Below are 25,997 nucleotides of genomic sequence, written 5' to 3' on the forward strand. Positions count from 1 at the left end.
ACCCATTGATGAAAATTACTGTGGTGAACCCCTATAGATTGAGTAATAGATTCACCACTGTCCTTCCCATTAAGAAATTGTTTTACCGCATTAATTTTTACTTCAGCAGAAAATTTACTCATAAAAAACAACACCTCCAATTGATAGTTGTGTCTAACAATTGGGGTGCAGTACAAATATTGTTTAGTGCCTTTTTCGCTGTTTTTGTATAAAGGTGAATGAAATAAGAGTTGAAGACAGCTCTGTTAATGGCGATTTATGCATAAATGACGTTTAAGTTTTTTACTTTTAGAATTTAGACCGCACATCTTTAGTTAAAGTTGTTGGAAGTAAAAAAAAATAAGAAGTATACTGTTCATGAAGTTGTAACACCTATACGGGTATAGGTAATATATAATATAGTTGTAAATAAAATTTTTAAGTAAGGAGGAATAAAAAGTGAGTGCGCAGCAACCATCTATAGGCATTATTCTAATGAGTGACGAGCTTGAAAAATTACATGCAGGTGCATTAGTCGGATCAGTAGCATCGATGTCAGGAATGAAGGTAAATGTTTTTGTGACAATGAATGCGTTGACGTCGTTTCATATTGACCATTTCAAGAAGCAAGAATTTAAAACAGGAGTTGTTGGTAAAGAACTGCTATTAAAAGACATTCCTTTATTTGATCATTTATTAAAAGAAGGAAAAGATGTAGGGGATTTGCATATTTACGGCTGTGCGTTAGCAATGGATATTATGGGCTGGCAGCAAGATGATATGATTAACGTTTTCGATGATATTATAGGCGTCACCAAATTTTTAACAATGACACAAGGTTCACAAGTCATAACCATGTAAGAAAATATGTATTGGAGGTGTTATTACTATGGCTGATGTTATGATCACAAGGTCTATTGATGCTCGTGGCTCATATTGTCCAGGTCCATTAATGGAGCTTATTAAATCCATTAAAACAAGTAAGATAGGTGACATTATTGAAGTTCTTTCATCCGACAAAGGATCGGCTGTTGACATTCCGGAATGGGCTAAAAAAATGGGCCACGAAATAGTTTATTTAAAAAGAATAGATGAAGAGTACAAAATAGCGGTCAGAAAAATGAGATAAATTTATGTGATTTGAAGGAAGGAGAGGTGTTTTTCTCCATGAAAAAAAGGATTGTTATCATCGGTGCAGGTAGTGGTGGCATGATGGTAGCGAATAAATTGGCACGGCAGTTAAAGGATGAAATAACAGAAGATAAAGTTGAGATCCAATTAATATCTAATACAGAACAGCATATTTATCAGCCTGGTTATTTATATGTTGTATTTAATGAAAAAGCCCCTGAACATTTTATCCGTCAGCAAGACACACTCGTCCATAGAAATGTTCATTTACAATTTGATAATATTGAAAAAATTATCCCTGAAAAAAATATGATAAAGTCAAAGACAACTCAATATTCCTATGATGTTTTAGTTATTGCTACCGGCTCTCACCCTAATTTTAATAGTATCCCTGGTTTACAAGAGGGAGCAGATAATTTCTACACACTTGAAGGGGCTATTAAATTACGAGATAAGCTAGTAGATATGAAAAAAGGTAAAATTCTTATTACGATTGACGTTCCTCATAAATGTCCTGCAGCTCCTCTAGAATTAGCACTAATGTTAGAAGATTATTTTAGCAAGAGGGGTATAAAAGACGACATTACGATTAAATACACATATCCAATAGGTAGAATTCATTCCTTGCAACCAGTGTCAGCTTGGGCAGAACCGGAATTTGAGAAACGCAAAATAGAATTCGAGTCATTTTTCAACGTAGAATCAGTTGATCCACAACGCAAGGTTGTAATGACAATGGATGGTGAGGAGCATTCTTATGATCTACTCGTTTCTATTCCATCTCATGAAGGGGCACCAGTGGTTGTAAATTCAGGACTCGGTGATGAGATAGGCTTCATTCCGACAGATCGTTATACATTAAAAATGGCAGGGTCAGATAATATTTATGTGATAGGAGACGCCACTAACTTACCAATTAGCAAAGCTGGCTCCACAGCACATTATCAGACAGAAGTGTTAGTACCTAATATTGTGAATCGTGTTAAAGGTTTACCTGAAACTCATAGATATAATGGTAAAGTCGCGTGTTTTTTAGAAAACAGTTTAGAGGACGCAAGTATGATTACATTCGACTATCATACACCACCTAAACCAGTTGCCACTTCTGATTTTCTTCATTGGTTCAAGCTAGTCTATGGTGAGTTATATTGGCTAAACGCAAGAGGAATTTTGTAAAGAAGGTGTTCATGTTGAGTAATAGTGAGCAAGGAGAACACTTAGTGGTTGATCAAACGAGTGATAAAATAAAGCAATTATTGGATGCTGTTAGTCAAGCAACAACTGGAGAAATGGTTTCAGAGCTAGCTCATAAAACGGTAAAGATTACTGAAGTAGCTGATCAAATAATTCAGCCTGAAACGATAGAATTATTGACAACTCTCGTTGAAGTAAGTAAAAGTTTACAACAGACGTTAGTTGAAATTAAGCAGCTAGAAGAAAATGGCGTATTAACAACTTTAGCTCAATTGGCTGAGCTAATAAATGGTATGAAACAAGCTATGACTAGTTCTATGGTTAGTGAAATGTTTGAAAAATCAATAAAAATGGTTGAAGTAGCTGATGTAATGTTACAGAATGGTTCAATTAATATGGCTGAAGGTGTAGTTAACGCTTTTAACAAAGCACAATTAGATCGTAAAGGAAAAGATCCATTAACTGCAATGCAACTTTCAAGATCAATGTTTGATAGAGAGACAAGAGAAGGTTTGAGTTTACTGTTATTTTTTTTGAAGTCTCTTTCTACAGAACTGAAATAGTCTCAAAATCTTTAAGGCAACATATCCAGTATGTTGCTTATTTTAATAGTACAAAAAAACAAATACAATCTATGTGATCCCTTCTGAAAGCAAACGATTATAGTGATTATAACAACAAAGTAAACATAAAAAGCCGTTATAAAAATTGAAACCTTTTAGGTTGTAGTCCGTATACAAAGATATATTCAAGCAGGAGGTGAATACAGATGTTCGTTGAAATGATAAACAATATTTTCCCTTATATATTTTCACTTAGTTTACTTATTACTACTGCACTTGTAGTGTCAGCAGTCATTTATATTTCTAAGCAATATGTAAATAAACATCAATTTTCAAATAAAGAATACTTACAATCCATCCAGCTATCTCCTTTACTTGATCAACAAAAATCAGGAGAGGTTAAGCTTATACAACATTGGATCAATTCAAAAGTAAAACGGAAAGAAGCTCCTGATGACGATTCAGATTGTTTTCCAGTCTCATTAAGAACAAAATTACAAATGAGACGAGGAGGAAAACTGTGGTACGTCAGTCTGTATTCACAATTCTTAAGAAAAAGAGTAGTTTATTAGTTATCATTGGATTGGTCTTGTTAAGTGGCTGCCAAGCAACGGCAGAGCCAATAGATGCCAATACATCTGGATGGTTTAATCATTATTTTGTGTATACATTTTCTTATTTAATTCAATATATTGCAGCCCTGTTTAAAGGTAGTTATGGATTATCTATCATTGTGATAACAATCATCATTAGGCTAATTTTAATGCCTATGATGATTAAACAATACCGTAACCAATTGAATATGAAAGAAAAAATGAACATGATCCAGCCTGAAATGAAGGAAATACAACAAAAGCTTAAAGACAAAGCTATGAAGCCTGATGAACAAAGAAAGCTGCAACAAGAGATGTTAGAACTTTATCAACAGCATGGGATTAATCCTTTATCCATTGGCTGTCTACCTATGATCATACAATTCCCAATTTTAATTGGCTTCTACTATGCGATTCAGCGCACACCTGAAATCGCTACCCATTCATTTCTATGGTTTAACCTCGGGCAACCGGGTATAATTATGGCGCTCATAGCGGCATTCGTTTATTTAATTCAGTATAAAGTATCGCAAATGGGCATGAACTCACAGCAGCAACAACAATTTGCGTTTATAGGTTATGTGTCACCAATTTTAATTGGCTTATTTTCGTTAACTGCTCCAGCAGTTTTACCTCTGTACTGGACAGTCGGTGGAGTATTTATGATTTTTCAAACTGTCATTGCGCACGTTCTTTTTAACAAGAGGCTAATGCCAAATGGCAATGTTGTAGAATAATTAATGATAGACAGATTTTTATCTCCTCTCTTGCCAAATAATACTGTTGTATACAGGGTTTATAATCTTAACATTCTCATTTATAATTATCGTAATCTTATTAGGAGAATAGAGGGGGGAGATTTATGAAGGAAGTTTATATTTTATTAACGGATACCGGTACAACGCTTAATAGAACAATTAAACTTGTCACACATGCCCCATATAATCATGCTTCAATAGCATTAGATAAAGAGTTGAACGAAGTGTTTAGCTTTGGGCGTAAACAACCAATTAACCCTCTATACGGTGGATTTGTACAAGAGGACTTTGTGAAAGGTACATTTAGTTGGTACCCTGAAACAACGTGTGCTATTTATAAATTAGACGTAAATGAACGTATATATAATAAAATGTTGCGACTTATTGCAGCTTTTAAAAAGAATAGGAAATGGTACTATTACAATTTTATAGGATTGTTTGGTGTACCTATTAACCATCCGATTGAAGTTCCTTCATCCTATTTTTGTTCGCAGTTTGTTGCAGAGATTTTGAGACGTAGTGGTATAAAGCTTTTTAATAAGCCTAGTTCACTAGTCTCACCAAATGATTTCCGCAACGCTAACAAACTAGATTTAGTCTATGAAGGAAAAATCTATGACTATCCTGAATTAAAGCTTAGTTATAATCCCAAAAAATATAATAGTTTTCCATTTCGAAAGTATGTAGCTCAACAAATTAAAGCAGCCTTTGATGGAAGTAATGATGAAAGAGAATATTATTTTCGAGATGGATTTGTCAAACCGAAAAAGATATTGTTTGAAAGAAAGATAAGAGACGCTTCATCTGTCATTAAAAAATAAAGGTACTTCTTGAAAGCTTTGTTAATGTAATGGCTAAATAAGGACAGATGAAACGATTGATAGCTTTTCATTTCGGATTTAATTATAGCTGCTATCACAGCCTATGAACATCAAACTACACCTCCAATGTTACTGATTAGTAATAACAGGAAGTGTAGTTTTTTTTACGGTAATAAATATAGAAAGAGTGCTAGTATTTAATCAAACACTTTGACAGTTGACGCTTCAAAATCTAAGCGTTCGTTAGTTGTTTGTTCGAGTAATGCAACATTAAATAGATATTCCCCAGGTTTGTTGAACGTACCAATAATGTTGGCACATGTGTTTAGTATAACAGGGTCAAAAGTATGAACACCTACTTCATTAAACTCTATTGGAGTCCCATCACTAAATACAAATTCTACATCATTAGCTTGATCGTGATCTCCTAGTGCTACTAATACTTTTGTATCTATATATACATCAGTAGAGAAGGTACACACATGAATAAATTCTTGCTATAGTTCTCAAGGTCAGACGCAAAACGCCAGTTTTCATACACCTCCTTATGTAAAAACTCCTTTAGTATATGAACAGATCATTTAAGAGATTAGATAAAATATGTAATTTACAAAAGAAGGTATGTGTCTTGGAGTATAGGAGGATAACCATCATATTTTAAAGATAAGTTTTCCTTATGTTTATATATAAAAATTCAAGAATTTTCTTATGTTGAATTCGAGAGTAAGATATAAATAGAATAACATTCATCGTGTTATGAGGTGTATAAATGGTTATACAAATAATACTATTTAACGGTTTTGATGAATTAGATGCAATTGCTCCTTATGAAGTTTTAAAGCGTTCAAATGAAATAAAAGACTATTTTCAAGTAAGTCTTGTCACGTTAGATGGGCAAAAGGAAGTAAAAGGCTTTTATGGTTTGAAGGTAAATGTAGATGCTACAATCTCCATTAAAAAACGTCCAGATATGTTAATAGTTCCGGGGGGTGGATGGAACCATAAAGGGGAGCATGGTGCTCGAAAAGAAGCGGAACGGGGTGTTTTACCTCAGATAATCAAACAATTTTACGAACAAGGTACGATTATTGGTGGTGTATGTACAGGTGGAATGTTAATGGCGGTTTGTGGGATAACAAAAGGTCGTACAACTACAATGCATCACCTAGCATCAAAAGAAATGGCCGCCCTAGGTTGTGAAGTGATCGGTGCAAGAATAGTAGATGATAATAAGTTACTTACTGCAAGAGGAGTCACTTCAGGTGTTGATTTGGCTTTATGGTTAATAGAAAGGTTTGTTGGATCGGATGTAGCCTATGCAGTGGAAAAGAGATTAGAGTATGAGAGAAGGGGAACGGTGTGGAGGACGAGTCCGAATGATAGCAATTAGACTATCATCTTTGTTTTAGCATAAGTTTTGTTTTGTCTGTATTTTAATAAGTTTGAATGGACTTAGAATAACACCTAACCATTATGAATTACATATCTTACTTATCAAGTTACACTCTTCTCGACCCTAATTGAGTATAGATTTATGAAGGAAGGGGCTTAATCATGATAGCTGTAAAACAGGTAAACCCTGAAGACACTTATGAAATACGTAATGAAGTATTACGCCCTCATCAAACAATAGGGGCATGTAAGTACGAGCATGATCATCATCATCAATCATTTCATTTAGGAGCTTTTGTAAATAACAGGATAGTAAGTGTAGCCTCGTTCTATAACGAGTGTCACCCGTTGATTGACGGTCATATACAATATAGGCTAAGAGGGATGGCGACTTTGAAGAAATATAGAAAGAAAAGTGCAGGTAGTAGTTTGATTAATTATGCAGAAGCATTGATGAATGAAAAAAATGTGGACTCTTGGTGGTGCAATGCGCGTGTATCTGTATGTGATTATTACGAAAAATTAGGCCTTTTACCGCAAGGTGATATATTTGAAATTTATCCAATTGGCGCTCATAAGTTGATGTATAAGGTTTTTTAATAGGCTGTTTTCGTGTGGAATTGTGTTTTTTATACTAAAAAAGCATGTATACAACTAGGTTTAAGGCATATTTTCTTCTGTATAGTGATGACTGTTGAGTAAAAAGACATTTTTATCTTCTATTTTGGGAACTTTAGCAACAAAGTTTACGAAAAAAGCTGAGAAAATATTTTTCCTGGTATACCTACATGTCCACATCTATAAATAATTTTAATATAGAAACTAAATTTTATAAAACCTTTGTTCCAATTGCATTATTTTGAAAGTAATTAGAGAGAGTGGCATAGATCAATCTAATATACTATGATTTATCTCATAAAGTGTTACAATAAACTTTAATTATCTGAATATTCAAATGATCATGCTAATGAGGAAGAAGGGAAGAAATATAATGAAAACAATCGGGCTGCTTGGTGGCATGAGCTGGGAATCATCCTCTATATATTACAAATTAATTAATGAAAGAGTAAAAGAAAAACTAGGAAAACATCATTCAGCAAAAAGTTTAATGTACTCTGTAGATTTTCAACATATCAAAGATCTTCAATTTGCTGGGAAATGGGATGAAGCGACCGAGGAACTTATCAATGCGGCAAAGTGTATAGAAAAAGGTGGAGCAGATTTTTTACTTATTTGTACGAATACGATGCATAAAATGGCTGAGGATATCCAAACAGCAATTACAATGCCAGTGCTTCATATTGCAGATATGACGGGAGAAGCAATAAAGCAATGTGGTATAACAAAAATTGGACTATTAGCAACTAAGTTTACGATGGAGCAGGAATTTTATAAAGGGCGATTACAATCGAATGATAATATAGAAGTGATTGTACCTAATGAACGAGAGCGCAACATTATTCATGATGTTATCTATAATGAGCTTTGTTTAGGCAAAGTAAGGGATGAATCCAAGCGTCAATATGTAGAGATTATCGATAAGTTAATTGAGCAAGGAGCTGAAGGAATTATACTCGGTTGTACAGAAATAACGATGCTTATAAAGGAGCAAGACATATCAGTTCCTGTCTTTGATACGACGAAGATTCATGCTATTAAAGCAGCTGATCATGCTATGAATGAGGAATAAGAGCAATTAAAAAACTAGTAGATGAAATTTAGAGAAACTCATCCAAGTTAATATTTAAGTAATATATAAAGTTATAATGATTGTACAATGTGACGTCTTTGTTGTGTAGAAGGACGTCTTTTTATCATGGAAAAAGCAGTTGGGTTAAAGCTGAAGCTTGTCATGCTATCACATATTTACTTAAAGGTCATAGTGGCTTGTGAATCTACGATAATGCTATTAGATAAGAATTTGAGTCACATAAGCTAGCTTACCATCTGGTGTGAATATAACAGTGCTAGGCCGAAAATTAATTTGAACTGTAGCAATCACTGTATGGGTCTTAACATCAACCACTGAGACAAACTCATCATTTTGATGAGTCACATAAGCTAGTCTTCCGTCAGGGGTGAATGTAACATCGGATTGTCCGAATGGAATCATGATATTCGCAATAACTGAATGGGTTTTCACATTGATGGCAGTTAAAAAATTATCAGAGGTCTCACTGGTTACATAAGCCAATTTACCATCAGGACTAAAATCAATATTACCTGATAAGGCATTCACAGGTACAGTTGCTATGACTGTATGAGTTTTCACATCGATAACTGATACTGATGCACCTCCTCTGTTAACGACATAAGCAAGTTTGCCATCGGGGGTAAATTTAAGGCTAAATGGAGAATCACCAACTACAATTGTAGCAATGACTGAGTGTGTGTCTGTATCGATCGCAAAAACAGTTGAGTTAGGTGAGTTTCCAACAACATAAACGATGCTACCATCAGGGTTGAATGCAATATCCAATAAGTTATCAGTAACTGCAAATTCTATTGTGTTAATCAATGAATGAGTTTTTACGTCAATAACAGATATTGTGTTCGGCTCTACAATTTGAATATCTTTATTTGTAACATAAGCAAGTTTGCCATTTGGAGAAATATCTACGATGAAAGGGTTTCTACTTACTTGAATTGAAGAAATAAGTGAATGAGTATTTACATCGATTACGAAAATTTTCTTACTGAGAGGGTTAGTCACGTAAGCTAATTTACCGTCTGGTGTAAATGCAATATCAATTGGGAAGTCATCTGCCAAATCATCAACTGCAACCGTAGCAATGATTGAATGAGTTTTCACATCAATGACAGATATTGAGTCAGGTAAAGTTGTTACATAAACTAGTTTTCCATCGGGAGTCATAGCCATCCCATAAGTATCAAAAAGACCAGTACCTACAGGTATTGTGGTTATTAAGCTATGTGTTTTCACATCAATGACAGCTATGGCCAATATGAATCACCTCTTTAAAGTATGGATAATACAATTATATGAAGCTATAACTTGTTTTTTCCAGTTCCTAGATTTTTTGTAGGGGGCGAGCATAGCGCTTCAGAAGGAAGTAGCTGTTGCAGAAAACTGTTAGATGAAAAAAAGTTGATTCTCTGTTATGGTAGAGAGTCAACTTTTTTATCGTGGAGATGTCAGTTAAGACAATTAAATCCTATACTTGATTTTTGCCTAATTGCTTTATAGGTAATAAATAACAACATATATATTGTAACGATTTTAGGTTTAAGGACGTCTAACAGTAGTAAATGTATTGAAACTAATATTTGTTAGTTAGATTATTGATAATTAATGATGGGGTGTTTTGCTATCAGCAAAGATATTACACAAAAGAAGAGTAGAGACCCTTTTTTTGATAATGCAAAATTTATTCTAGTTTTGTTGGTTGTATTTGGTCATTTAAGCAGTATGTTTAGGACGCAAAATGAATTTCTAAATGTAATGCTCAATTTCTTGGCTGCTTTTAGAATGCCTGCTCTAATATTGATTGCAGGATATTTTTCTAAAAGCTTTTATAAAAAGGGATTCATAAATAAGGTTATTAAAAAGACGCTATTTCCATATGTTTTATTCGAAATCATTTATTCTTATTACAATTATGTTTTATACGATTACGATACATTTCAACTGTCATTATTTATGCCAACGATGGGTATGTGGTTTTTGTTAAGTATGTTTTGTTGGAATTTAATGTTGTTTATATTTACGAAAATTCCATATTCACTCGTATTTGCTTTTCTATTTGGAATTGGAATTGGCTATGTAGATAGTGCAGAATCATACTTTAGTATTTCAAGAACTTTTGTGTTCTTTCCGTTTTTCCTTATTGGCTATTATATGAAACCAGCATATTTCCATTGGGTAAAACAAAGTTATGGAAAGATCATATCTATTACATTATTTATTTTTTGTTTGGCTATATTTCTAGTTTTGGATCCATCTACAATGAGAATGTACCTATTAGGTAAATATTCTTTTGATACAATTGGACATTCTGCTTTGTATGGGTCATTCTTTCGCATGATGGTTTATGTAGTTATGGTTTGTGGTATTATTTCTTTTTTACCTTGGGTTCCAAAAAAACAGATGTTTTTTACGCCTTTAGGTCTTAGAACTTCGTATGTATTTATTTTGCATTTCTTTTTTATTAAATTCATTAAAACACTAGATTGGTACGCTGCTGGAAGTGTATGGAGTATCATTGTTATTCCGTTATTAACGATAATCATTACTTTTGGATTGAGTTCTAGGCCAGTCATGTTTTTGACAAGATCGGCTATTGAATGCAAATTTGTAACAATGAATGTTAAGAAGCCATATGGTTCCGTTAACAAAGCGGCTTAGAATATTGAATGAAAGTGTGGGGATATACCTTATTATTTTGGCAATGAAAGAGGCTGATACAATTACTTACATGTATCAGCCTCTTTGTTATTAAAGTGTTATATTGACTGCCTTTTAGAATATTTTTTTAAATAATATTGGTGCATCGCAATGGCTTCTACTTTATTTATTTGAGCCGCACCACCGATACTTTGTACATCAATAAATATCCGACATGCTTTTTCGAGTACTTGACAAGTAACGAATGCTTCGTCAATCGATCTGCCTACACAAATTGTACCGTGATTAGCTAATAGAGCACCATTTCTGCCTTTAAGTGCTTTAATAACGTTTTTTGTGAGTTTTTTTGTGCCTGATATTGCGTAGTCAGCCACTCTAATACTCGGACCTACAATTTGTACCATATCATCTAATATTGGAGGGATTTCTTTACGAGCAGCAGCAACTGTACAACCGTGAAGGGAATGAGTATGAATAACGGAATTTACATTTTTTCTTTCCTTATATATTTCCGCATGTAATCCACATTCTGTGGAAGGTTTTAGCTCTCCTTCATATGTTAAATCTTCCAAATTGACAACGACCATATCATCAGGTGTTTGATCTGCATAATTTTTTCCACTTGGTGTAATAACCATTGTATTCTCATCAACTCTTACACTAATATTTCCCCAAGTTCCTTCTACAAGTCCGCTGGAAAGTAGTCTCTTTCCTGCGTCACAAACCATCTTCTTCACTTCAGTAACTTCCATTACATTTCCTCCTTATGTTCACTTGATAAAATCATCGTTGATTCATTTAATTTAGACGTCAGAAATAACCCAATTAACATTAAACTTATAAGTATGATCATGGCAGGTGTTAGTGATCCAGTTGAACTAACTCTAAATGCATCCATACTATAAGTGAATATTACACCTGAAATTTGCCCCATTAGCATAAGCATGCCATAGGATGTACCTTCTGGGATTGGATTAGCGATCTCTGCGCCATATTGAAAAGCGATCGGACCGACCCCCATCATGAAAAATCCTAGAAATGCACAAGACAGAAGGATTAAGCTATATTGGTGAAAAAAAGTGAGCCCAATAAAACCAGGTATAGATGCGATTAATGGAATGATTAAAAGTAAACGACGTTGATGAAGACGATCTGAAATAATTGGGAGGATTACAGCTCCAACGAGGCCTAAAATAACTAATACACCGCCAGCGATACCTGCTTGAGAAGGGGTGATTCCTCTAGGACTAAGGATATTTTCAATCCATGTCATCACTGCATTGAATACGCCCATTACGATAAAAACACACGCCATTAACACGATAAAATCTCTTTTGTGTAGCATTTGCTGTAACCCTTTAAATGAAAAGGTTTGTTCAGTCTCTTTATAGATACTTGGAGATGTCGGCGGATGCTCTTTGGATAAAATTAAAAATATGCAAGCAGAGATGAGCGCAACAATACCATATATGCTCAACATACTTTCTAAGCCGTACTGGTCAGTAAGAATTGGGGTTAACACTAAGGCTATGATCATCCCGATATAAGTAGCCATAGATGCAATTCCTGTAGCGGTAGCCCTTTCATCAACAGGAAACCAACGTGCAGCAGCCTTTGTTATGGAATTCGTTAGAAATGGCTGACCGATAGCAACACCGATTTGTGAAATAACTACTATAGTAAAGCTTGACGACATAAACCCTCTTGATAGGCCAAATACGGCAGTAATAATAGCACCAACTGCAACAGCGATGCGAAAACCATACGTATCAACGAGCCAAGAAGCTGGTAAGGTCATTATGATATACACACCCATAAAACATATTGATAAAAATGCGATGCTAAGACTAGAAACGTTGTAATAATCTTCTGCGATACGAGTAATTGGAGCGAAAGTTAACCAAAATAAATTGGTTGTAGCAAGAATTGGAATCATTGAAACAAGAATAACCCATCTGTAACGGTAGACTTTAGGTTTTTCCATACCAACCTCCATATCATTTTTATTAGGTAGATTTTCTAGTTACCTTTTCTATAACTTGAGTAGTATTGTGGAAATAGCAAACGATGTATACGGAAAAGAGTCTTCTGTTAGAATCGAGCCGAATTTAAATCGGCATAAGATTGTTTCAAAGAGTAGTAGATTGATTTATAGGAGGATAATAACTGACTATAAATTTGAGCATTTTGTACATTGGGTTCATAATGTTTATCCGTTTTTATTAAATCATTAACACAGTTAAAATTATCATAGATACCAAGTCCAATCGCTGCACAAATTGCTCCACCAACGGCACCGGCCATTTGTGGTTGTAACACTGTAGTGACAGGCTTTTGTGTAACATCTGATAATATTTGCATCCATTGGTTGTCAAGGGAGCCTCCGCCAATTAACTTTAATGTTGAAACATCAAACCCGTAATCACGTTTGAAGTTTTCTAAAATCCAACTTAAGTTGTAAGAGACACCTTCATAGACAGCTCTCATCATATGTTCCCTTGTATGTTCTAGGCTTATATTAAATAATGTGGCCCTAGTAGTAGTAGTACTCACTGGACATCTTTCTCCTAGCATCCAAGGTGTACAAACTAGATAGTCAGAACCAGGAGGGATTTTCTTTACATCTTCATCCATAAGATCAAATATATTATCAACATTCGGATCTTGCTGTTCGTGAGAGTAGAATTGATCAGCAATCCATTGGATACAAGATCCAGCAGCTTCAGTAATGCCCACAACATGAGCCATGTTGGGATCAGCACTTTGAATAACAGCAGCACCATTTTTATGCTTTAAGTTTTTTGAAGTTGAAACACATACCCATGCAGAAGTACCGAGATAAATATGGGCTTCCCCTTCACCAACTGCATTGGCACCAACTGCAGCACTTTGCACGTCATCACAACCACCGAAGACAGGGGTCCCTTGAAGCAATCCCATTGCATCAGCAGCCTCTTTAGTAAGGCCACCAACATTATCTATTGAGCGCACAAGGGGTGGAAGTTTATTCGTATCAATACCGCAAAGTTGAAAGAAGAATTTTAACCAATCTTTTTTCTTTAAGTCAAACCCATAGGATGATGCACCAGACCATTCAATGACTGGATTGCCGGTTGATTTAAATTTAAGAAAGCCATTTACGTCTAAAAAATACTTCGTTTCATGATATACCGTAGGTTCTTTTTCTTTAATCCAAAGAAGTTTTGGGATCACATCTTTGCCCATTAATTTTACGCCAACAACCGCTTTAAAAAGCTGTTCCCCTAGAAATTTCCTCATAATTCTTTTTGCTTGCTGTTCAGCTCGACCATCTACCCACGATATATTAGGTCGTAATACTTGACCATCGCTATTAATTGGTATTATACCCATTGCTTGAGTCGTGAAAATGATTCCTAATACTTCTTGTGGGGATACGCTTGCTAATTCTAACACTTGTTTTGTCGTTTTAATGATTGCGTTCCAATAGTCTTCAGGTTGTTGCTCTACCCAATTTGGGTGTGGTGTGAGTAAAGGATAGGAAGCAGTAGCACTAGCAATGATTTTTCCGTTTGTATTTACAAGAACTGTTTTATTGGAACTCGTACCTACATCATGAGAAATTAAGTATTTCCCCCCCATACAAAACCTCCACTAATAGATTAAAGGCTACATACGTATTGATCTGTGTTACTAAGAAATACACTGTAGCCAATTAAATTACAGCATCTTTTCTTCAACTGATAATATTTTCAGCTTGTAATGACAATTAGTAATGAATGCTACAAAGTTCATGATAAAGAGTTTGGAAGATAATAGATTTCTGTAGTTGTAAGCGCAGTGGTGATGCATATTTTACTTTTAATATGGAGTCATGGTAGATGAAGGTGATATAAATAGTACTGAAAATTCAGAAAAATATAAATAATAGAAAAGCCTCTAACTATATTATATATGCTATTCCAAATATGGAAATAGTTTTTTCTGATAAAAGTATACCTTAGTCCGATTTAATAATCAAGTATATAATTAGAATATATTTTATATTCAGACTTTACAATAAAAATAGACTGATATATAATACCGTTATTAGGAAAAGGCTGTTTTCGTACTAAGGAATAAACACGTATCCTCATCTTAAATACAATGATTATCCTATACAAACCCATTGAGCACTTAAAAAAAGTAGGAATATCTTAAATGTATACGAAAAGAGCCTAGGATAAAGCGTAACTAGGAGGAAAAAACATTAACAATCATAGTTCGTATAACCTATCCAGGCGAGAACGTAAGAAAATGAAAACCACAACAAATATTCTCAAGTCAGCACGTTATTTATTCCGAGATAAAGGCTATGAGAAAACATCAATAGAAGACATTACAGAAATGTCAGATATCGCAAAGAGTACTTTTTTTAAGCATTTTCCGAATAAAGAAAGTTTGTTGATTGGAATTGCAGAAGAAGAAGTAGCTGATCTATTAGATTTGATGGACGACCCACTTTATAAATCCTCGCAAACAATTGAAAAAATTAGAACCATTATGCTCAGACTTCTAGAAGATTCTTTACCCTATTTACAGCTTACAGGGCGTGTAGTTTTCTCATCAATTATTAATAAAAGTGATAAAGAAACTCCTTACTTACAAATTAGAAGAATTTTAGAAAACTTAATTAGAGAAAGTCAGGAAAAAGGTGAAATCAAAACAACTTTTTCACAAAGTGAGATCGTTACGTTAATTATGGGTAGTTATTATGGGCTCTTATTTAGGTGGCTTGAAGAAGATTCTAAAGTAGGTGCAACTTCGGAATTAGATCACATTTTAGATATGATTTTTAAAGGAATTACCGAAGAATAAAGGGGTGTCTTTTTATGGGAAAGAAAGGATACGCAATCTCAACATGGCACGATACAGAGGAAATTTACAACAAACTTGATCATTTAATGCAACAGCCGATAAGGCCGATTAAACGTGAAGCGATGAAAGAATATCTAGATTACTATGAAACTAAATGTAGTAAATCTAAAGAAATGATTACAGAGGCAAAAAAATATATTCCTGGTGGTGTGCAGCATAATTTAGCGTTTAATTATCCATACCCTATTGTCGTAAACAAAGCAGAAGGAGCTTATTTGTGGGATATTGATGGGAATAAATATATTGATTTTCTACAATCAGGTGGGCCCATTATTTTGGGAAGTAATTATAAACCAGTTAGAGAAAAAGTAATTGAATTATTAAATGATTGTGGACCTGTTACTGGACTATTCCACGAATATGAATTTAAGATTGCAAAGTTAATTAATAAACACATGCCTGCGGTAGAAATGTTTCGTATGCTAGGAAGTGGTACAGAAGCCGTGATGGCTTCAATCAGAATTGCTAGACTTGCAACAGGGAAGAAAAAGGTTGTCAAAATTGGCGGTGCGTATCATGGTTGGAGTGACCAAATGGTTTATGGATTAAAGATCCCAGGTACAGGTAGATTTGAAGCACACGGTATACCTCGAGCAAGTACTAGGCATACGCAAGAAGTAAAACCAAATAACTTAGGTGCATTAAGAAGGCAGCTACAGCTTAATAAGCTAAAGGGCGGTACAGCTTGTGTAATAGTTGAACCAGTTGGTCCAGAGAGCGGTACGAGACCGATATACAAAGATTATAATCATGAAGTTCGCAAACTTTGTGATGAGTTTGGTGTTCTGCTCATATTCGATGAGGTTGTAACTGGTTTTCGCATAGGATTAGGAGGAGCTCAAGGCTATTTTGATGTAAAACCAGATTTGACGGTATTTGGAAAAGTAATTGCTGGTGGGTATCCAGCTGCGGGCGGTGTTGGAGGTCGCAAGGATTTAATTGAACGACTTGCTGCAGGTTTGGAGAGTGGTAAAAAAAGAGCATATGTTGGCGGAACATTAGCTGCAAATCCGTTAAGTGCGCTTGCTGGGTACTATACAATACTAGAAATTGAGAAAACAAACGCATGTGAAGTTGCAGGAAGGGCAGGGGATCGGTTAACGAAGGGGCTTAATGAAATTATTAATCAATATAATCTACCTTTTGTCGCCTTTAACCAAGGATCTATATGCCATTTAGAAACTGCGGCAGCGATGTTTGTCAAATTAGGCATCAATATTTTAAGTGCACTTGGCGAAATTAAAAAACGGAAGCACATGATGGAGGAGATGGGTGCTGCTTATATGGCGGAAGGAATCGTTTCGCTGGCAGGTAGCAGACTATATACTAGCTTAGCAGATACTGATGAAGTGATTGATGATGCACTTAATCGTTTTGAGCGAGTTTTTCAAAAAATTGAAGGTGCGCATGTTTAACTATTAATTGGATGAAATAAGATGAACATGAGGGGTATCTTATAATTAGCGTTTCCATTAACAAAGAGACACATTTTTTGTATGTAGATCATTTAATTTGTGCTTATGTAATAACTAGCGTTATCGTAGTTTATAACAATTAAAAGACAAATGTAGGAGCAACAACGATGAAATTTTATATAGCATCAAGTTTTAAGAATATTGAACGTGTTAAGTATGTGAGTGAAAAACTAATAGCTAAAGGCTATACTCAAACGTATGATTGGACTAAAAATAACAGGGCATCGACTATTGATCAGCTTAGGCATATTGGTCAAAAGGAGAAAGATGCAGTATGTGAAGCTGATTTTTTAGTAGTTTTATTCCCAGCAGGGAAAGGTAGTCATGTTGAATTAGGTATTGCACTAGGCAGAGGGAAAAAGGTTTATCTTTATTCAGAAAATGAAGATATAAATGACTTTGAAACTACAACTACCTTTTATCACTTAAATGGCATAGAGAAATGTATAGGTACTATAGATGATTTAATAAGGCTGGTTTCGGCGTAGGTTGTTGTTTTTCGTACTAAAATAATAAACACGTATACAACTAAATTTCTTGGCATCTTTTTTCTATAAAACGATGGCTGTTACGTAAAACGACACCTTTATCTTCAAGTTTAGGAACAATAACACAAAGTTTATGAAAAAACGCCTTTAACAAATACATAGCAAGTTCATCATAACAAGCTTTTTATTACTGGTTTCATTAGTGAAGCTAGTTGAGAAGAAGAGGAGCTATTCCTTATAAAGCGAGTTTGTCTGGAGGACGAAAATGGAATTATTGCAAATAGCAGAAGAAATGGGAGCAATCTATAAACAAAATCCAAAAGTAGAAGCGATTATTTTGGCAGGATCAGTGTCAAGGAATTTACATGATGAACACTCAGATATTGAATTACATATATTGTGGAAGACGCCTCCAGAAGATAAAGATCGTAAAAAGCCAATAGAACAAGTAAATGGAAGAATATTGTCCTACTATCCTTTTGAAGAGGAAGAGTGGTCTGAATCCTATGTAATAAATGCTGGAGTAAAATTAGAAATAAGTAACTTTTTAACGACCACAGTTGAAAATATTATTTCTGACGTAGTAGAAAACCATGAAATTGATTATGTAAAGCAATGCCTAGTAGCATCGGTAAATGATGGAGGAAGTATATATGGTCATAACATAATAGCTGCATTAAAGAATAGAGTTGCAAAGTATCCGTTAGAGTTAGCTAAACGAATGATTTCTGAAAACCTATCATTTAGTAACAAGTGGGCTAATCGACATGCACTTTTATATCGTCAAGATTGGCTTATGCTATATGAAATAATTTGTGAAATTCAAAAGAATTTGTACGGTGTGTTGTTCGGTATAAATAATATATATGTTCATCATCCTGCTTTCAAATGGATAAATTACAATATTAAATCCATGCACGTTAAACCTCAAAATCTATATAACAGAATGACAACTATTCTTATTGGAAGCCCAAATAACAGTTTGGTGGAATTGGAAAAATTAATTGAAGAGATTATTGATTTAATAGAGGAACAAATACCAGAATTAGATATTAGTAAACAAAAAGAACGTATTGGTTATGCAAAATAAAAGATAAAAAAAGGAACTTTATTGGGCAAGCAGAGAATTAGGGTAAATGTAATACTAATACTAATATTTTATTAATAATAAGCTAGTATTTTCTTGACACCTTTCTTAATGAGGAAGGGTGTTTTTTACTTAAAAGAGTAAGTGAGCTCACCTTTTCCTAAGCTGTTGTCAAATGACCATTTCTCTACATATTGAAGACCTAAAAATATGCATTATTAGGCCTTCAATTCCTCTTTAATATTGTATTTTCCAATAATTTGTCATTAAATCTTTTGACCATCTCGGCTGTTTAATTGTTCCTTTAGGTAAAAACTCTTCCATAACAGGCTTGATGTCTATGATTGGTGTGTTATGAATTGCATCTAGACCTGTCACAAACAGCGTCTTGCCTTCTCGTTTCACTAATTTCACAGTAGTTAAGCCAAGTTTGTTCGGGCGGTTTTTACCACGCTGAGCAAAGATGCCGACCTTTGGATAGTTCTGATTATTGCGGGGGTGTCTTGCTAAGAAGTGGGTATGACTATCAGCTACCTTATCGAATAAAAAGATGATGTCAACGTGAGAAAATTCTTCAATTCCAAATAAGCTCTCTTCTGAAAACTCTTCTGTTAGTTCTATTAATGATAGAACATCTCCCCAATTGTCATCTGCTATTTCTTCTCTATTATTTTTAACGTAAGCGATCGGCTTTAATGAATACATACTTTCTCCTTTCTTACTTCATAGTTTTAATGGATTACTCTTAGACTGTTGTCGAGTTATTGATATGTATGTAATTGGAACGGGTAGCTTTAGTTCATACTGTTTTCGCTTTGCATTATTAGTACGACAGTAAGAGTTTAATCAAACGTTTGTTTAAATGATGGTTTGGCAATGGTGTCAAGATGTTATGTCATATAAATGCATAATTGTGTTATATTAGTAATTATATTAAAATTTTAATAATTATGAAATATGTTTGTGACCTTAACAATAATACATTACAGGAGCTAAGTTCAATGTGAGAGGAAGTTTAATTCTAATATAAAAATTGAATAGAAGTTTGTTAGAGGTGTTAGGATGTTCAAGAATAGAAACTTTCTACTGTTATGGTTAGGTCAACTCGTTTCGATATTTGGAAATCGTTTTAGTGAGCTTGTCATTCCTTTAATTATTTTACATGTGACAGACTCACCGTTGAAGGCTGGAGTTGTTGCGGTAAGTACTCACATTGCACCGCTATTATTTTCTATACCAGCAGGTGTTTGGATTGAGCAAAGGTCAAAGAAAACAGTTGCGTTAGTAAGTGAGCTTATTCGAGCATTGACGATGTTTATGTTAGTTGCCACCATCTTTTTCGGAACGTTTAATTTATGGTTTGTATCTGGTATCCTGCTTTTGACTGGTCTAGCAGGAGTTTTCTTTCGAATATCATTTAATGCTATGCTACCACGTGTAGTACAACGTCAAAATTTAGTTGATGCACACAATTATTTGGAAGGTGCAGATGCGGTAAGTACTTTAGTAGGTCCTGCTCTGGCAGGTATTGCTTTAACAGTAATTGGTGGAGCATGGACGCTAAGCATTGATGCTTTTTCATTTTTACTATCTTTCATTGCAATATTTTTTCTCGTTGTAAAAGAGCCAGTTGAAAAGGCTGTTCGTAACGAGAGTGGAAAACAGAGGATCAATGAGGGGCTACAAGGTGTTAGGTTTTTGTTTGGAAATCGTCTTCAAAGGTTTATAACACTTAATCATACTGTGCTAAACTTTTCATCCTATGCAGTCGTTTTATTGGTCATTGTATATGCTTCACAGGTTTTACACTTAAATGATGTACAAACCGGGCTGCTGCTTTCAGCAGCTGGTTTAGGGAATATATTTGGTGTTATTCTCATGCGTAAAGTGAAATTAGTGAACTGGAATGTGCTATATGGAAGCCTTATACTTACATCTGGAATAGGAGTTTTATTAATTGTATTATCAACCAGTTTTGTTCCTGCATTTATTGGGATGTTCATCTTCGATGGTGCATTGTCAATGGCATTTGTTATTAACGGTGCAGGTAGACAAACAGTTACTCCAACGTCTTATTTGGCAAGGGTAAGTAGTGCTGGATTACTCATTTCAAGTTTAGTAGCAATTATAGCTAATCTGTTTGCTGGTGGAATCGCGCAATTTGTTAACGCAAATCTAGGACTTGTAATCTGTTCAATGATCTTAGTGATGAATGGCCTCATAGCGTATAACCAGAGGAGCTTAAACAAACCCGTTTCTGCCTTTGAAGCGAGTAATGAATTGATATAATACATATTTTATTAATAAGGAACGGAGTGAAATGAATGTAGGTGACTACCCCAAACTAATAAAATTTGAAATACAAAGGGGTAGTAAAAATGAAAAGTAAATCATTTAAGTATTTATGGATAGGCCAATCATTTGCAGATGTTGGCGATGTCCTTTATATTGTTGCGCTAATATCTTTACTATACAGTTCCACTGGCTCGCCATTCTATTTAGCCTTCTTACCTTTTGCAATTACTTTTGCCAGGTTTATAAGTGGAATTTTTGCACCAATATTAATAAATCGTTTAAAGTTAAAATCATTACTAGTAAGCTCTCAAGTAATTAAAACCGTGTTGTTATTATTATTGTCGCTTTACGTGTATATACAAATTGAAGCGATGTCTCCATTTATTGTTATCACATTTGCTTTTACCATTTCTTTCTTTGACGGATGGGCAAATCCGGCTCGGGATGCTATGTTACCGAGGCTTGTAAGTTCTAAAGAACTGGTTAGAGCAAATAGCTTTCTTGCAAGTGTAGATCAGATTATACAGTTAGGTGGATGGGCATTCGGGGGCATTTTGGTAGCAGCAATAAGTGGCTCATATGTGATATGGCTGACTTTGTTGTTATATTTCGTGTCGACATTGATGATGTTTGGTATTATTGACGAAACTCAGCACGAAATAAGTAAGGGTAAAGAGGAAGCCTTTTGGTATGTGCTAAAAGAAGGCTGGGCAATCATTTGGAGGAATCCTTCTCTTAGAAATATTCATGTTATGCTGTTTATAGAATCAATTGCTCATGTAGTATGGATTGCTGCTATTCTTTACGTGTTCGTCTATGAAGTCTTACAAGAATCTGAAAAATGGTGGGGCTATATTAATGTAAGTTTCTTTGTCGGTCTTTTAATTGGTGGTGTAGTTGGAATGAAATTCTCTACTATGATCGAAAAACATATGACAAAGACAATTATTATGACATCATTTGTAGTAAGTATTATTCCTTTTCTTTTTGGTGCTAATTCAAATGCTTGGATTGCTCTTATTATATCAGCGATGTTTGGATTATTTGAACAAATAAAGGGAATCAGCTTACAAACAGGCATTCAACAAAGTACCTCAGCAGATATGTTACCAAAGGTATACGCAGCTCAAAGTGCGTTAACTGCAATAACATTTGGCCTATCAACACTATTTTTTGGTTACATTTCAGAGCAATACAATATAAGGATTGTTTTTATTTTAGCAGGTATATTATTGGTTATGTCAGCAATGTATGCGCTGAAAAATAAAAATTCCTTAGAGGTGAAGAAGGTCGCTTAATTATATAAATCTTTCATGAAAAGGTTAAAAGCTGTTGTTATGGGTATGTACACCATAGCAACAGCTTTTTCTTTGTGTTGAAGAAATCCCTTTATGTTAGGCTCTTTTTGTAAACTTTGTAACTATTTTAATTTTCCCTATATACCCTACTGAGTAAATGTATTAACAGGATGTACGATTTATAACATACGCTGAATGAGCTTATGATCAGTAAATTAAAACCTCCATAGTCATTATATCTTCTAGCCTCAGGATTAAGGTCCAGAGGCTACTATTATATCTCCGTCTTCCACAAAAACTTATCCTTTTGAGGGAAACGTTTAGTTGAAAGCATATAAAAACATCGTGTTAAATATCTATATTTACGATATGGGTAGTCGAAATCATCCAAGTAGCATCGATTATTTACATTTTTAAACATTCTGAAAAAAGATATAATCAATCTTAACAATTCTTGGTAGCCTTGTAATGATGCCAATGTAAAGTAAATTAAGATGAAATTGGGAATTTAAATGTGAAAAATTGAAAACTTTGTATTGACATATACCATACAGGGGTATAGTATGTAGTTAAAGAGGTGATTGAAATGGATAATGATTGTCAAGCGATGATGGGGAAGGATATTTATCTTCACTGTTAATAAAAGGCTGTTTTCACATTAATTGTTGTTGTTTGTTCTAAGTATAAGGAGGTATACCTCAAGCATTCGTGGCTCTTTACTACCTTCACTAATGTTGATCAATCTCTAAGAATAGCAACAAAGTTTAGGAAAAGAGCCTAATAATATGAATAAAAATGAGGTCGCATTTGGAGGTAAATAACATGGAAGCTACTTTAAAAAAGCCAATAATAAGTAAGAATGAAAGAAAAATAGCAATGACTCTGTTTTTAATAGGGATATTCATGGGGGCACTTGACCACGGTATCGTTGGTCCTGCTCTAAGCTCAATTGTCTTCACTTATAATATTGATACCTCGTGGGGAGTCTGGAGCTTTACGATATATACATTACTATTTGCAGTAAGTATACCCCTCATGGGTAAATTCTCCGATCGATTCGGGAGAAAGTTAATCTTTATTGTTGGTATTGGACTATTTGGCATTGGATCATTGTTTGCTGCATTAGCACCTAACTTTGTTCTGTTTTTAATAGGGCGAAGTATTCAAGCTATTGGAACAGGTGGAATATTTCCAATAACTGCAGCATTTATAGCGGTAAGTTATCCAGAAGAAACTCGTGCAAAGGCTATGGGGATGATAGGGCTCATTTTTGGATTCGGAAGCATTCTCGGCCCAATGGTAGGAGGATATATCATTCAGAACTTTGATTGGCAGTGGATATTTTTAATCAATGTTCCAATTGCAATTCTAGTGGTAGTACTCATGAGTTTTGTGAAGATACAACAACAAATAATAAAAAATCCAATTGATTATAAAGGTATTATGCTTCTGACAGCTATCATTCTGTCAATCATGCTTGGGATTACAACAGTAAACATATATGTCCTAATTATAGGTGTCATATTAATACCAATTATGATATTCGTAGAAAAAACTGCACCAGATCCAATTATTAAAATACATTTCTTTAAACAAAAGAATACTCTTATTATTTTATTCTACTCAGCGGTATCAGGGGTAATTATGGCCTCTACAATTAATTTATTACCAATATTTATAGAAACTGAGATGATGATTTCCAAAGCAAGTGCAGCTTTAGGTGTTGCGCCATTAGCTATTACATCAATGATTGCCTCAGTAGTTGGAGGTCAAATGGTTACAAAAATTGGCGCAAAGAAAGTATTGTTTATTGGCTTTCTTCTGACAACCATTGGAACACTACTGTTAATAAACCCTATAAATTATAGCTATGTTTTAGTAGTTGCTGCGATTATTGGCTTTGGAATTGGAATTATTATCGGTGCTCCTTTAAATATTTTGATTATACAGGAGACATCTATGTCTGAGGCTGGTACATCAGTAGGGTTTCTTAGTTTATTCAGATCTCTTGGATCAACTGTCGGTCCAACAATTGCAGGAATAATGATCGCTTCTACTGCAGATGGTTTTGCTTATATTAGTATCTTATTAGCTAGTGTTTCTATCATTTCATTAATCATATTCTCAATTTTTAAAAAATAATAGGAAGGGTAGATATTTATGACTGATAAATTAATACTTGAACTTTATACAAGGCCTACATGCTCAGATTGCCAACAAGCGAAAGAATTTCTTGCGTTAAATCAAATTCCGTATGTTGATAAAGATGTTAGTAAAGATTTGAAACTAGAAGATGATTTAAAGACTATTTCTGGTACAAGAATTGTTCCTTCCTTCGTTTTTTATAAAAAAAATATATGGGGTAAGAAAAAAATTCACAAGAATATCATTGGCTTTGAACCTAATAAAAAGGAGATTATGGAGCTGTTAAATGTAGAGGCTGTACAATGAAAATTTTTATAGTAGTAGTGTGTAATTTATAAATTATTAAATGGAGATGATCAGTATGAGTGGATTAACAGAATTAATAGCAAATCCTGCTCAAGAACAAATACAATTAGGAATAACAGGGATGACATGTGCATCATGTTCTACACGCATTGAAAAAATGTTAAACAAAATGGACGGTGTAGAGGCGAATGTTAATTTAGCAATGGAATCTGCAACAATTAAGTATAATGCTGATACAGTGAAGCCGGAAGATGTAGTGTCAAAAATTAATAAACTCGGCTACGGTGTACAGACTGAGAAGGTAGATCTTGATATATACGGCATGACATGTGCTGCCTGCTCCACACGAATTGAAAAAGTAGTAAATAAAATGGACGGTATTGAAGCTGCAACGGTTAATTTGACAACTGAATCAGCGGCGTTATCGTTTCAACCAGGGTTAGTTAGTGTTGATGACGTTATTGGCAAAATTCAAAAGCTCGGCTATGATGCTAAAGTGAAGGAAACAAGAGAAGAGAAGGCATCTCATAAAGAGGAAGAAATTAAGGAAAAGAAAACGAAACTATTCATTTCTATATTATTATCGTTACCACTTCTTTACTCAATGGTCGGTCATGCACCGTGGGATCTTGGGATACCGATGCCATCATTTATTATGAACCCTTGGTTTCAATTTTTACTTGCTACACCAGTTCAATTTTACGTCGGTTGGCAGTTTTACGTAGGTGCTTATAAATCACTTAGAAATAAAAGTGCGAATATGGATGTACTTGTGGCGCTAGGAACGTCAGCAGCTTATTTTTATAGCGTAGTTGAAGCATTAAGAACGCTAGGTAATCCACAGTATATGCCGCATTTATACTTTGAAACGAGTGCAGTTCTTATTACACTCATCTTAGTCGGTAAACTATTTGAGTCATTGGCAAAAGGAAGAACGACAGAAGCCATTTCAGAATTGTTGAATTTACAAGCGAAAGAAGCGACTGTCATAAGAAATGGCATCGAAACGAAGGTTCCGATTGAGCAAGTTGTCGTAAACGATATCATTATCGTAAAGCCTGGTGAAAAGATCCCTGTTGATGGGGAAGTCGTTGCTGGACGATCTTCAATTGATGAATCAATGATTACTGGTGAATCAATTCCAGTCGATAAAACTGAAGGAGATCGTGTGATTGGTGCTACGATTAATAAGAATGGTACGATTCAAATG

26 protein-coding genes are annotated in these 25,997 nt (G+C 34.5%); 20 read left to right on the forward strand and 6 right to left on the reverse strand.

All coding sequences use genetic code 11. From position 1 onward, the window contains the following. Positions 1-438: 438 nt before the first annotated feature. The 7 genes from ACSVDA_RS22310 to ACSVDA_RS22340 all read left to right on the forward strand — a co-directional run bounded on the left by ACSVDA_RS22310 (position 439) and on the right by ACSVDA_RS22340 (position 5,039). Positions 439-840, forward strand: coding sequence for a DsrE/DsrF/DrsH-like family protein (locus tag ACSVDA_RS22310; RefSeq protein ID WP_485886250.1), 402 nt, complete (start codon positions 439-441; stop codon positions 838-840). A gap of 28 nt (positions 841-868) precedes the next feature. After that, the gene (locus ACSVDA_RS22315) at positions 869-1,108 is read left to right on the forward strand and encodes a sulfurtransferase TusA family protein (protein WP_320210618.1); all 240 of its coding nucleotides are present in this window, start codon (positions 869-871) and stop codon (positions 1,106-1,108) included. A 38-nt stretch (positions 1,109-1,146) separates the two neighbouring features. Next, a complete protein-coding gene (locus tag ACSVDA_RS22320; RefSeq protein ID WP_485886252.1) occupies positions 1,147-2,286 on the forward strand; it encodes an NAD(P)/FAD-dependent oxidoreductase in 1,140 nt (379 codons plus the stop codon). Positions 2,287-2,300: 14 nt separating this feature from the next. Further along, positions 2,301-2,867 carry a hypothetical protein gene (locus ACSVDA_RS22325; RefSeq protein WP_485886254.1) on the forward strand — a complete coding sequence of 189 codons (567 nt, stop codon included), beginning with the start codon at positions 2,301-2,303 and terminating at the stop codon, positions 2,865-2,867. Between the two features lie 206 nt (positions 2,868-3,073). Beyond that, positions 3,074-3,439 carry a hypothetical protein gene (locus ACSVDA_RS22330; protein WP_485886256.1) on the forward strand — a complete coding sequence of 122 codons (366 nt, stop codon included), beginning with the start codon at positions 3,074-3,076 and terminating at the stop codon, positions 3,437-3,439. Then, positions 3,388-4,197: a membrane protein insertase YidC gene (yidC, locus tag ACSVDA_RS22335; protein WP_485886258.1), complete on the forward strand. Its 810-nt coding sequence runs from the start codon at positions 3,388-3,390 to the stop codon at positions 4,195-4,197. The genes ACSVDA_RS22330 and yidC overlap by 52 nt, the downstream gene beginning before the upstream one ends. A gap of 125 nt (positions 4,198-4,322) precedes the next feature. After that, a complete protein-coding gene (locus tag ACSVDA_RS22340; protein WP_485886260.1) occupies positions 4,323-5,039 on the forward strand; it encodes a hypothetical protein in 717 nt (238 codons plus the stop codon). A 197-nt stretch (positions 5,040-5,236) separates the two neighbouring features. Here the strand turns inward: ACSVDA_RS22340 and ACSVDA_RS22345 are convergent, their stop codons facing one another. Further along, positions 5,237-5,521 carry a hypothetical protein gene (locus ACSVDA_RS22345; RefSeq protein ID WP_485886262.1) on the reverse strand — a complete coding sequence of 95 codons (285 nt, stop codon included), beginning with the start codon at positions 5,519-5,521 and terminating at the stop codon, positions 5,237-5,239. Between the two features lie 287 nt (positions 5,522-5,808). Between ACSVDA_RS22345 and ACSVDA_RS22350 the strand changes: the two genes are divergently transcribed. From ACSVDA_RS22350 to ACSVDA_RS22360, 3 genes are all read left to right on the forward strand, one after another. After that, complete coding sequence (locus ACSVDA_RS22350) at positions 5,809-6,429, forward strand: DJ-1/PfpI family protein (RefSeq protein ID WP_485886264.1); 621 nt, start codon at positions 5,809-5,811, stop codon at positions 6,427-6,429. A 164-nt stretch (positions 6,430-6,593) separates the two neighbouring features. Beyond that, the gene (locus tag ACSVDA_RS22355; RefSeq protein WP_485886265.1) at positions 6,594-7,031 is read left to right on the forward strand and encodes a GNAT family N-acetyltransferase; all 438 of its coding nucleotides are present in this window, start codon (positions 6,594-6,596) and stop codon (positions 7,029-7,031) included. 391 nt (positions 7,032-7,422) lie between these two features. Continuing rightward, positions 7,423-8,121, forward strand: coding sequence for an aspartate/glutamate racemase family protein (locus ACSVDA_RS22360; protein ID WP_485886267.1), 699 nt, complete (start codon positions 7,423-7,425; stop codon positions 8,119-8,121). A 219-nt stretch (positions 8,122-8,340) separates the two neighbouring features. On the opposite strand, the gene ACSVDA_RS22365 is transcribed toward ACSVDA_RS22360, so the two are convergent. Further along, complete coding sequence (locus tag ACSVDA_RS22365; RefSeq protein WP_485886269.1) at positions 8,341-9,396, reverse strand: beta-propeller fold lactonase family protein; 1,056 nt, start codon at positions 9,394-9,396, stop codon at positions 8,341-8,343. A gap of 351 nt (positions 9,397-9,747) precedes the next feature. Here ACSVDA_RS22365 and ACSVDA_RS22370 point away from each other — a divergent pair, with 351 nt between their 5' ends. Then, positions 9,748-10,797: an acyltransferase family protein gene (locus ACSVDA_RS22370; RefSeq protein ID WP_485886271.1), complete on the forward strand. Its 1,050-nt coding sequence runs from the start codon at positions 9,748-9,750 to the stop codon at positions 10,795-10,797. A 98-nt stretch (positions 10,798-10,895) separates the two neighbouring features. Here the strand turns inward: ACSVDA_RS22370 and ACSVDA_RS22375 are convergent, their stop codons facing one another. The 3 genes from ACSVDA_RS22375 to ACSVDA_RS22385 all read right to left on the reverse strand — a co-directional run bounded on the left by ACSVDA_RS22375 (position 10,896) and on the right by ACSVDA_RS22385 (position 14,418). Next, positions 10,896-11,549 (reverse strand): class II aldolase/adducin family protein, encoded by a 654-nt coding sequence (locus ACSVDA_RS22375; RefSeq protein ID WP_485886273.1) that lies wholly within the window; start codon positions 11,547-11,549, stop codon positions 10,896-10,898. Further along, a complete protein-coding gene (locus tag ACSVDA_RS22380; protein WP_485886275.1) occupies positions 11,549-12,781 on the reverse strand; it encodes an MFS transporter in 1,233 nt (410 codons plus the stop codon). Before ACSVDA_RS22380 ends, ACSVDA_RS22375 begins: the two co-directional genes overlap by 1 nt. Positions 12,782-12,888: 107 nt before the next feature. Continuing rightward, the gene (locus tag ACSVDA_RS22385; protein ID WP_485886277.1) at positions 12,889-14,418 is read right to left on the reverse strand and encodes a xylulokinase; all 1,530 of its coding nucleotides are present in this window, start codon (positions 14,416-14,418) and stop codon (positions 12,889-12,891) included. A 654-nt stretch (positions 14,419-15,072) separates the two neighbouring features. Between ACSVDA_RS22385 and ACSVDA_RS22390 the strand changes: the two genes are divergently transcribed. The 4 genes from ACSVDA_RS22390 to ACSVDA_RS22405 all read left to right on the forward strand — a co-directional run bounded on the left by ACSVDA_RS22390 (position 15,073) and on the right by ACSVDA_RS22405 (position 18,746). After that, positions 15,073-15,633: a TetR/AcrR family transcriptional regulator gene (locus tag ACSVDA_RS22390; RefSeq protein WP_485886279.1), complete on the forward strand. Its 561-nt coding sequence runs from the start codon at positions 15,073-15,075 to the stop codon at positions 15,631-15,633. Between the two features lie 14 nt (positions 15,634-15,647). Continuing rightward, positions 15,648-17,108, forward strand: coding sequence for an aspartate aminotransferase family protein (locus tag ACSVDA_RS22395; RefSeq protein WP_485886281.1), 1,461 nt, complete (start codon positions 15,648-15,650; stop codon positions 17,106-17,108). Between the two features lie 167 nt (positions 17,109-17,275). Then, positions 17,276-17,656 carry a nucleoside 2-deoxyribosyltransferase gene (locus tag ACSVDA_RS22400; protein WP_485886283.1) on the forward strand — a complete coding sequence of 127 codons (381 nt, stop codon included), beginning with the start codon at positions 17,276-17,278 and terminating at the stop codon, positions 17,654-17,656. 265 nt (positions 17,657-17,921) lie between these two features. Next, positions 17,922-18,746: a DUF4037 domain-containing protein gene (locus ACSVDA_RS22405; protein ID WP_485886285.1), complete on the forward strand. Its 825-nt coding sequence runs from the start codon at positions 17,922-17,924 to the stop codon at positions 18,744-18,746. Positions 18,747-18,980: 234 nt separating this feature from the next. On the opposite strand, the gene tsaA is transcribed toward ACSVDA_RS22405, so the two are convergent. After that, a complete protein-coding gene (gene tsaA / locus ACSVDA_RS22410) occupies positions 18,981-19,448 on the reverse strand; it encodes a tRNA (N6-threonylcarbamoyladenosine(37)-N6)-methyltransferase TrmO (RefSeq protein ID WP_485886287.1) in 468 nt (155 codons plus the stop codon). A 357-nt stretch (positions 19,449-19,805) separates the two neighbouring features. Between tsaA and ACSVDA_RS22415 the strand changes: the two genes are divergently transcribed. The 5 genes from ACSVDA_RS22415 to ACSVDA_RS22435 all read left to right on the forward strand — a co-directional run. After that, positions 19,806-21,032 (forward strand): MFS transporter, encoded by a 1,227-nt coding sequence (locus ACSVDA_RS22415; RefSeq protein ID WP_485886289.1) that lies wholly within the window; start codon positions 19,806-19,808, stop codon positions 21,030-21,032. 89 nt (positions 21,033-21,121) lie between these two features. Then, a complete protein-coding gene (locus ACSVDA_RS22420) occupies positions 21,122-22,336 on the forward strand; it encodes an MFS transporter (protein WP_485886291.1) in 1,215 nt (404 codons plus the stop codon). 822 nt (positions 22,337-23,158) lie between these two features. Next, positions 23,159-24,478: an MFS transporter gene (locus ACSVDA_RS22425; protein WP_485886293.1), complete on the forward strand. Its 1,320-nt coding sequence runs from the start codon at positions 23,159-23,161 to the stop codon at positions 24,476-24,478. 18 nt (positions 24,479-24,496) lie between these two features. After that, positions 24,497-24,787: a glutaredoxin family protein gene (locus ACSVDA_RS22430; RefSeq protein WP_485886295.1), complete on the forward strand. Its 291-nt coding sequence runs from the start codon at positions 24,497-24,499 to the stop codon at positions 24,785-24,787. Positions 24,788-24,842: 55 nt separating this feature from the next. Beyond that, on the forward strand, positions 24,843-25,997 hold a 1,155-nt coding region (locus ACSVDA_RS22435), incomplete at its 3' end, for a heavy metal translocating P-type ATPase (protein ID WP_485886297.1).

This window comes from Cytobacillus sp. Hm23 (assembly GCF_051842895.1).
Classification (GTDB): domain Bacteria; phylum Bacillota; class Bacilli; order Bacillales; family SM2101; genus Nanhaiella.

Bases quoted from the DNA above. Each gene is read 5' to 3' on its own strand.
- ACSVDA_RS22315 (WP_320210618.1), top strand. From the start codon at position 869: ATGGCTGATGTTATGATCACAAGGTCTATTGATGCTCGTGGCTCATAT.
- ACSVDA_RS22320 (WP_485886252.1), top strand. From the start codon at position 1,147: ATGAAAAAAAGGATTGTTATCATCGGTGCAGGTAGTGGTGGCATGATG.
- ACSVDA_RS22330 (WP_485886256.1), top strand. From the start codon at position 3,074: ATGTTCGTTGAAATGATAAACAATATTTTCCCTTATATATTTTCACTT.
- ACSVDA_RS22340 (WP_485886260.1), top strand. From the start codon at position 4,323: ATGAAGGAAGTTTATATTTTATTAACGGATACCGGTACAACGCTTAAT.
- ACSVDA_RS22350 (WP_485886264.1), top strand. From the start codon at position 5,809: ATGGTTATACAAATAATACTATTTAACGGTTTTGATGAATTAGATGCA.
- ACSVDA_RS22355 (WP_485886265.1), top strand. From the start codon at position 6,594: ATGATAGCTGTAAAACAGGTAAACCCTGAAGACACTTATGAAATACGT.
- ACSVDA_RS22360 (WP_485886267.1), top strand. From the start codon at position 7,423: ATGAAAACAATCGGGCTGCTTGGTGGCATGAGCTGGGAATCATCCTCT.
- ACSVDA_RS22370 (WP_485886271.1), top strand. From the start codon at position 9,748: ATGGGGTGTTTTGCTATCAGCAAAGATATTACACAAAAGAAGAGTAGA.
- ACSVDA_RS22375 (WP_485886273.1), bottom strand. From the start codon at position 11,549: ATGGAAGTTACTGAAGTGAAGAAGATGGTTTGTGACGCAGGAAAGAGA.
- ACSVDA_RS22380 (WP_485886275.1), bottom strand. From the start codon at position 12,781: ATGGAAAAACCTAAAGTCTACCGTTACAGATGGGTTATTCTTGTTTCA.
- ACSVDA_RS22385 (WP_485886277.1), bottom strand. From the start codon at position 14,418: ATGGGGGGGAAATACTTAATTTCTCATGATGTAGGTACGAGTTCCAAT.
- ACSVDA_RS22390 (WP_485886279.1), top strand. From the start codon at position 15,073: ATGAAAACCACAACAAATATTCTCAAGTCAGCACGTTATTTATTCCGA.
- ACSVDA_RS22395 (WP_485886281.1), top strand. From the start codon at position 15,648: ATGGGAAAGAAAGGATACGCAATCTCAACATGGCACGATACAGAGGAA.
- ACSVDA_RS22400 (WP_485886283.1), top strand. From the start codon at position 17,276: ATGAAATTTTATATAGCATCAAGTTTTAAGAATATTGAACGTGTTAAG.
- ACSVDA_RS22405 (WP_485886285.1), top strand. From the start codon at position 17,922: ATGGAATTATTGCAAATAGCAGAAGAAATGGGAGCAATCTATAAACAA.
- tsaA (WP_485886287.1), bottom strand. From the start codon at position 19,448: ATGTATTCATTAAAGCCGATCGCTTACGTTAAAAATAATAGAGAAGAA.
- ACSVDA_RS22415 (WP_485886289.1), top strand. From the start codon at position 19,806: ATGTTCAAGAATAGAAACTTTCTACTGTTATGGTTAGGTCAACTCGTT.
- ACSVDA_RS22420 (WP_485886291.1), top strand. From the start codon at position 21,122: ATGAAAAGTAAATCATTTAAGTATTTATGGATAGGCCAATCATTTGCA.
- ACSVDA_RS22425 (WP_485886293.1), top strand. From the start codon at position 23,159: ATGGAAGCTACTTTAAAAAAGCCAATAATAAGTAAGAATGAAAGAAAA.
- ACSVDA_RS22430 (WP_485886295.1), top strand. From the start codon at position 24,497: ATGACTGATAAATTAATACTTGAACTTTATACAAGGCCTACATGCTCA.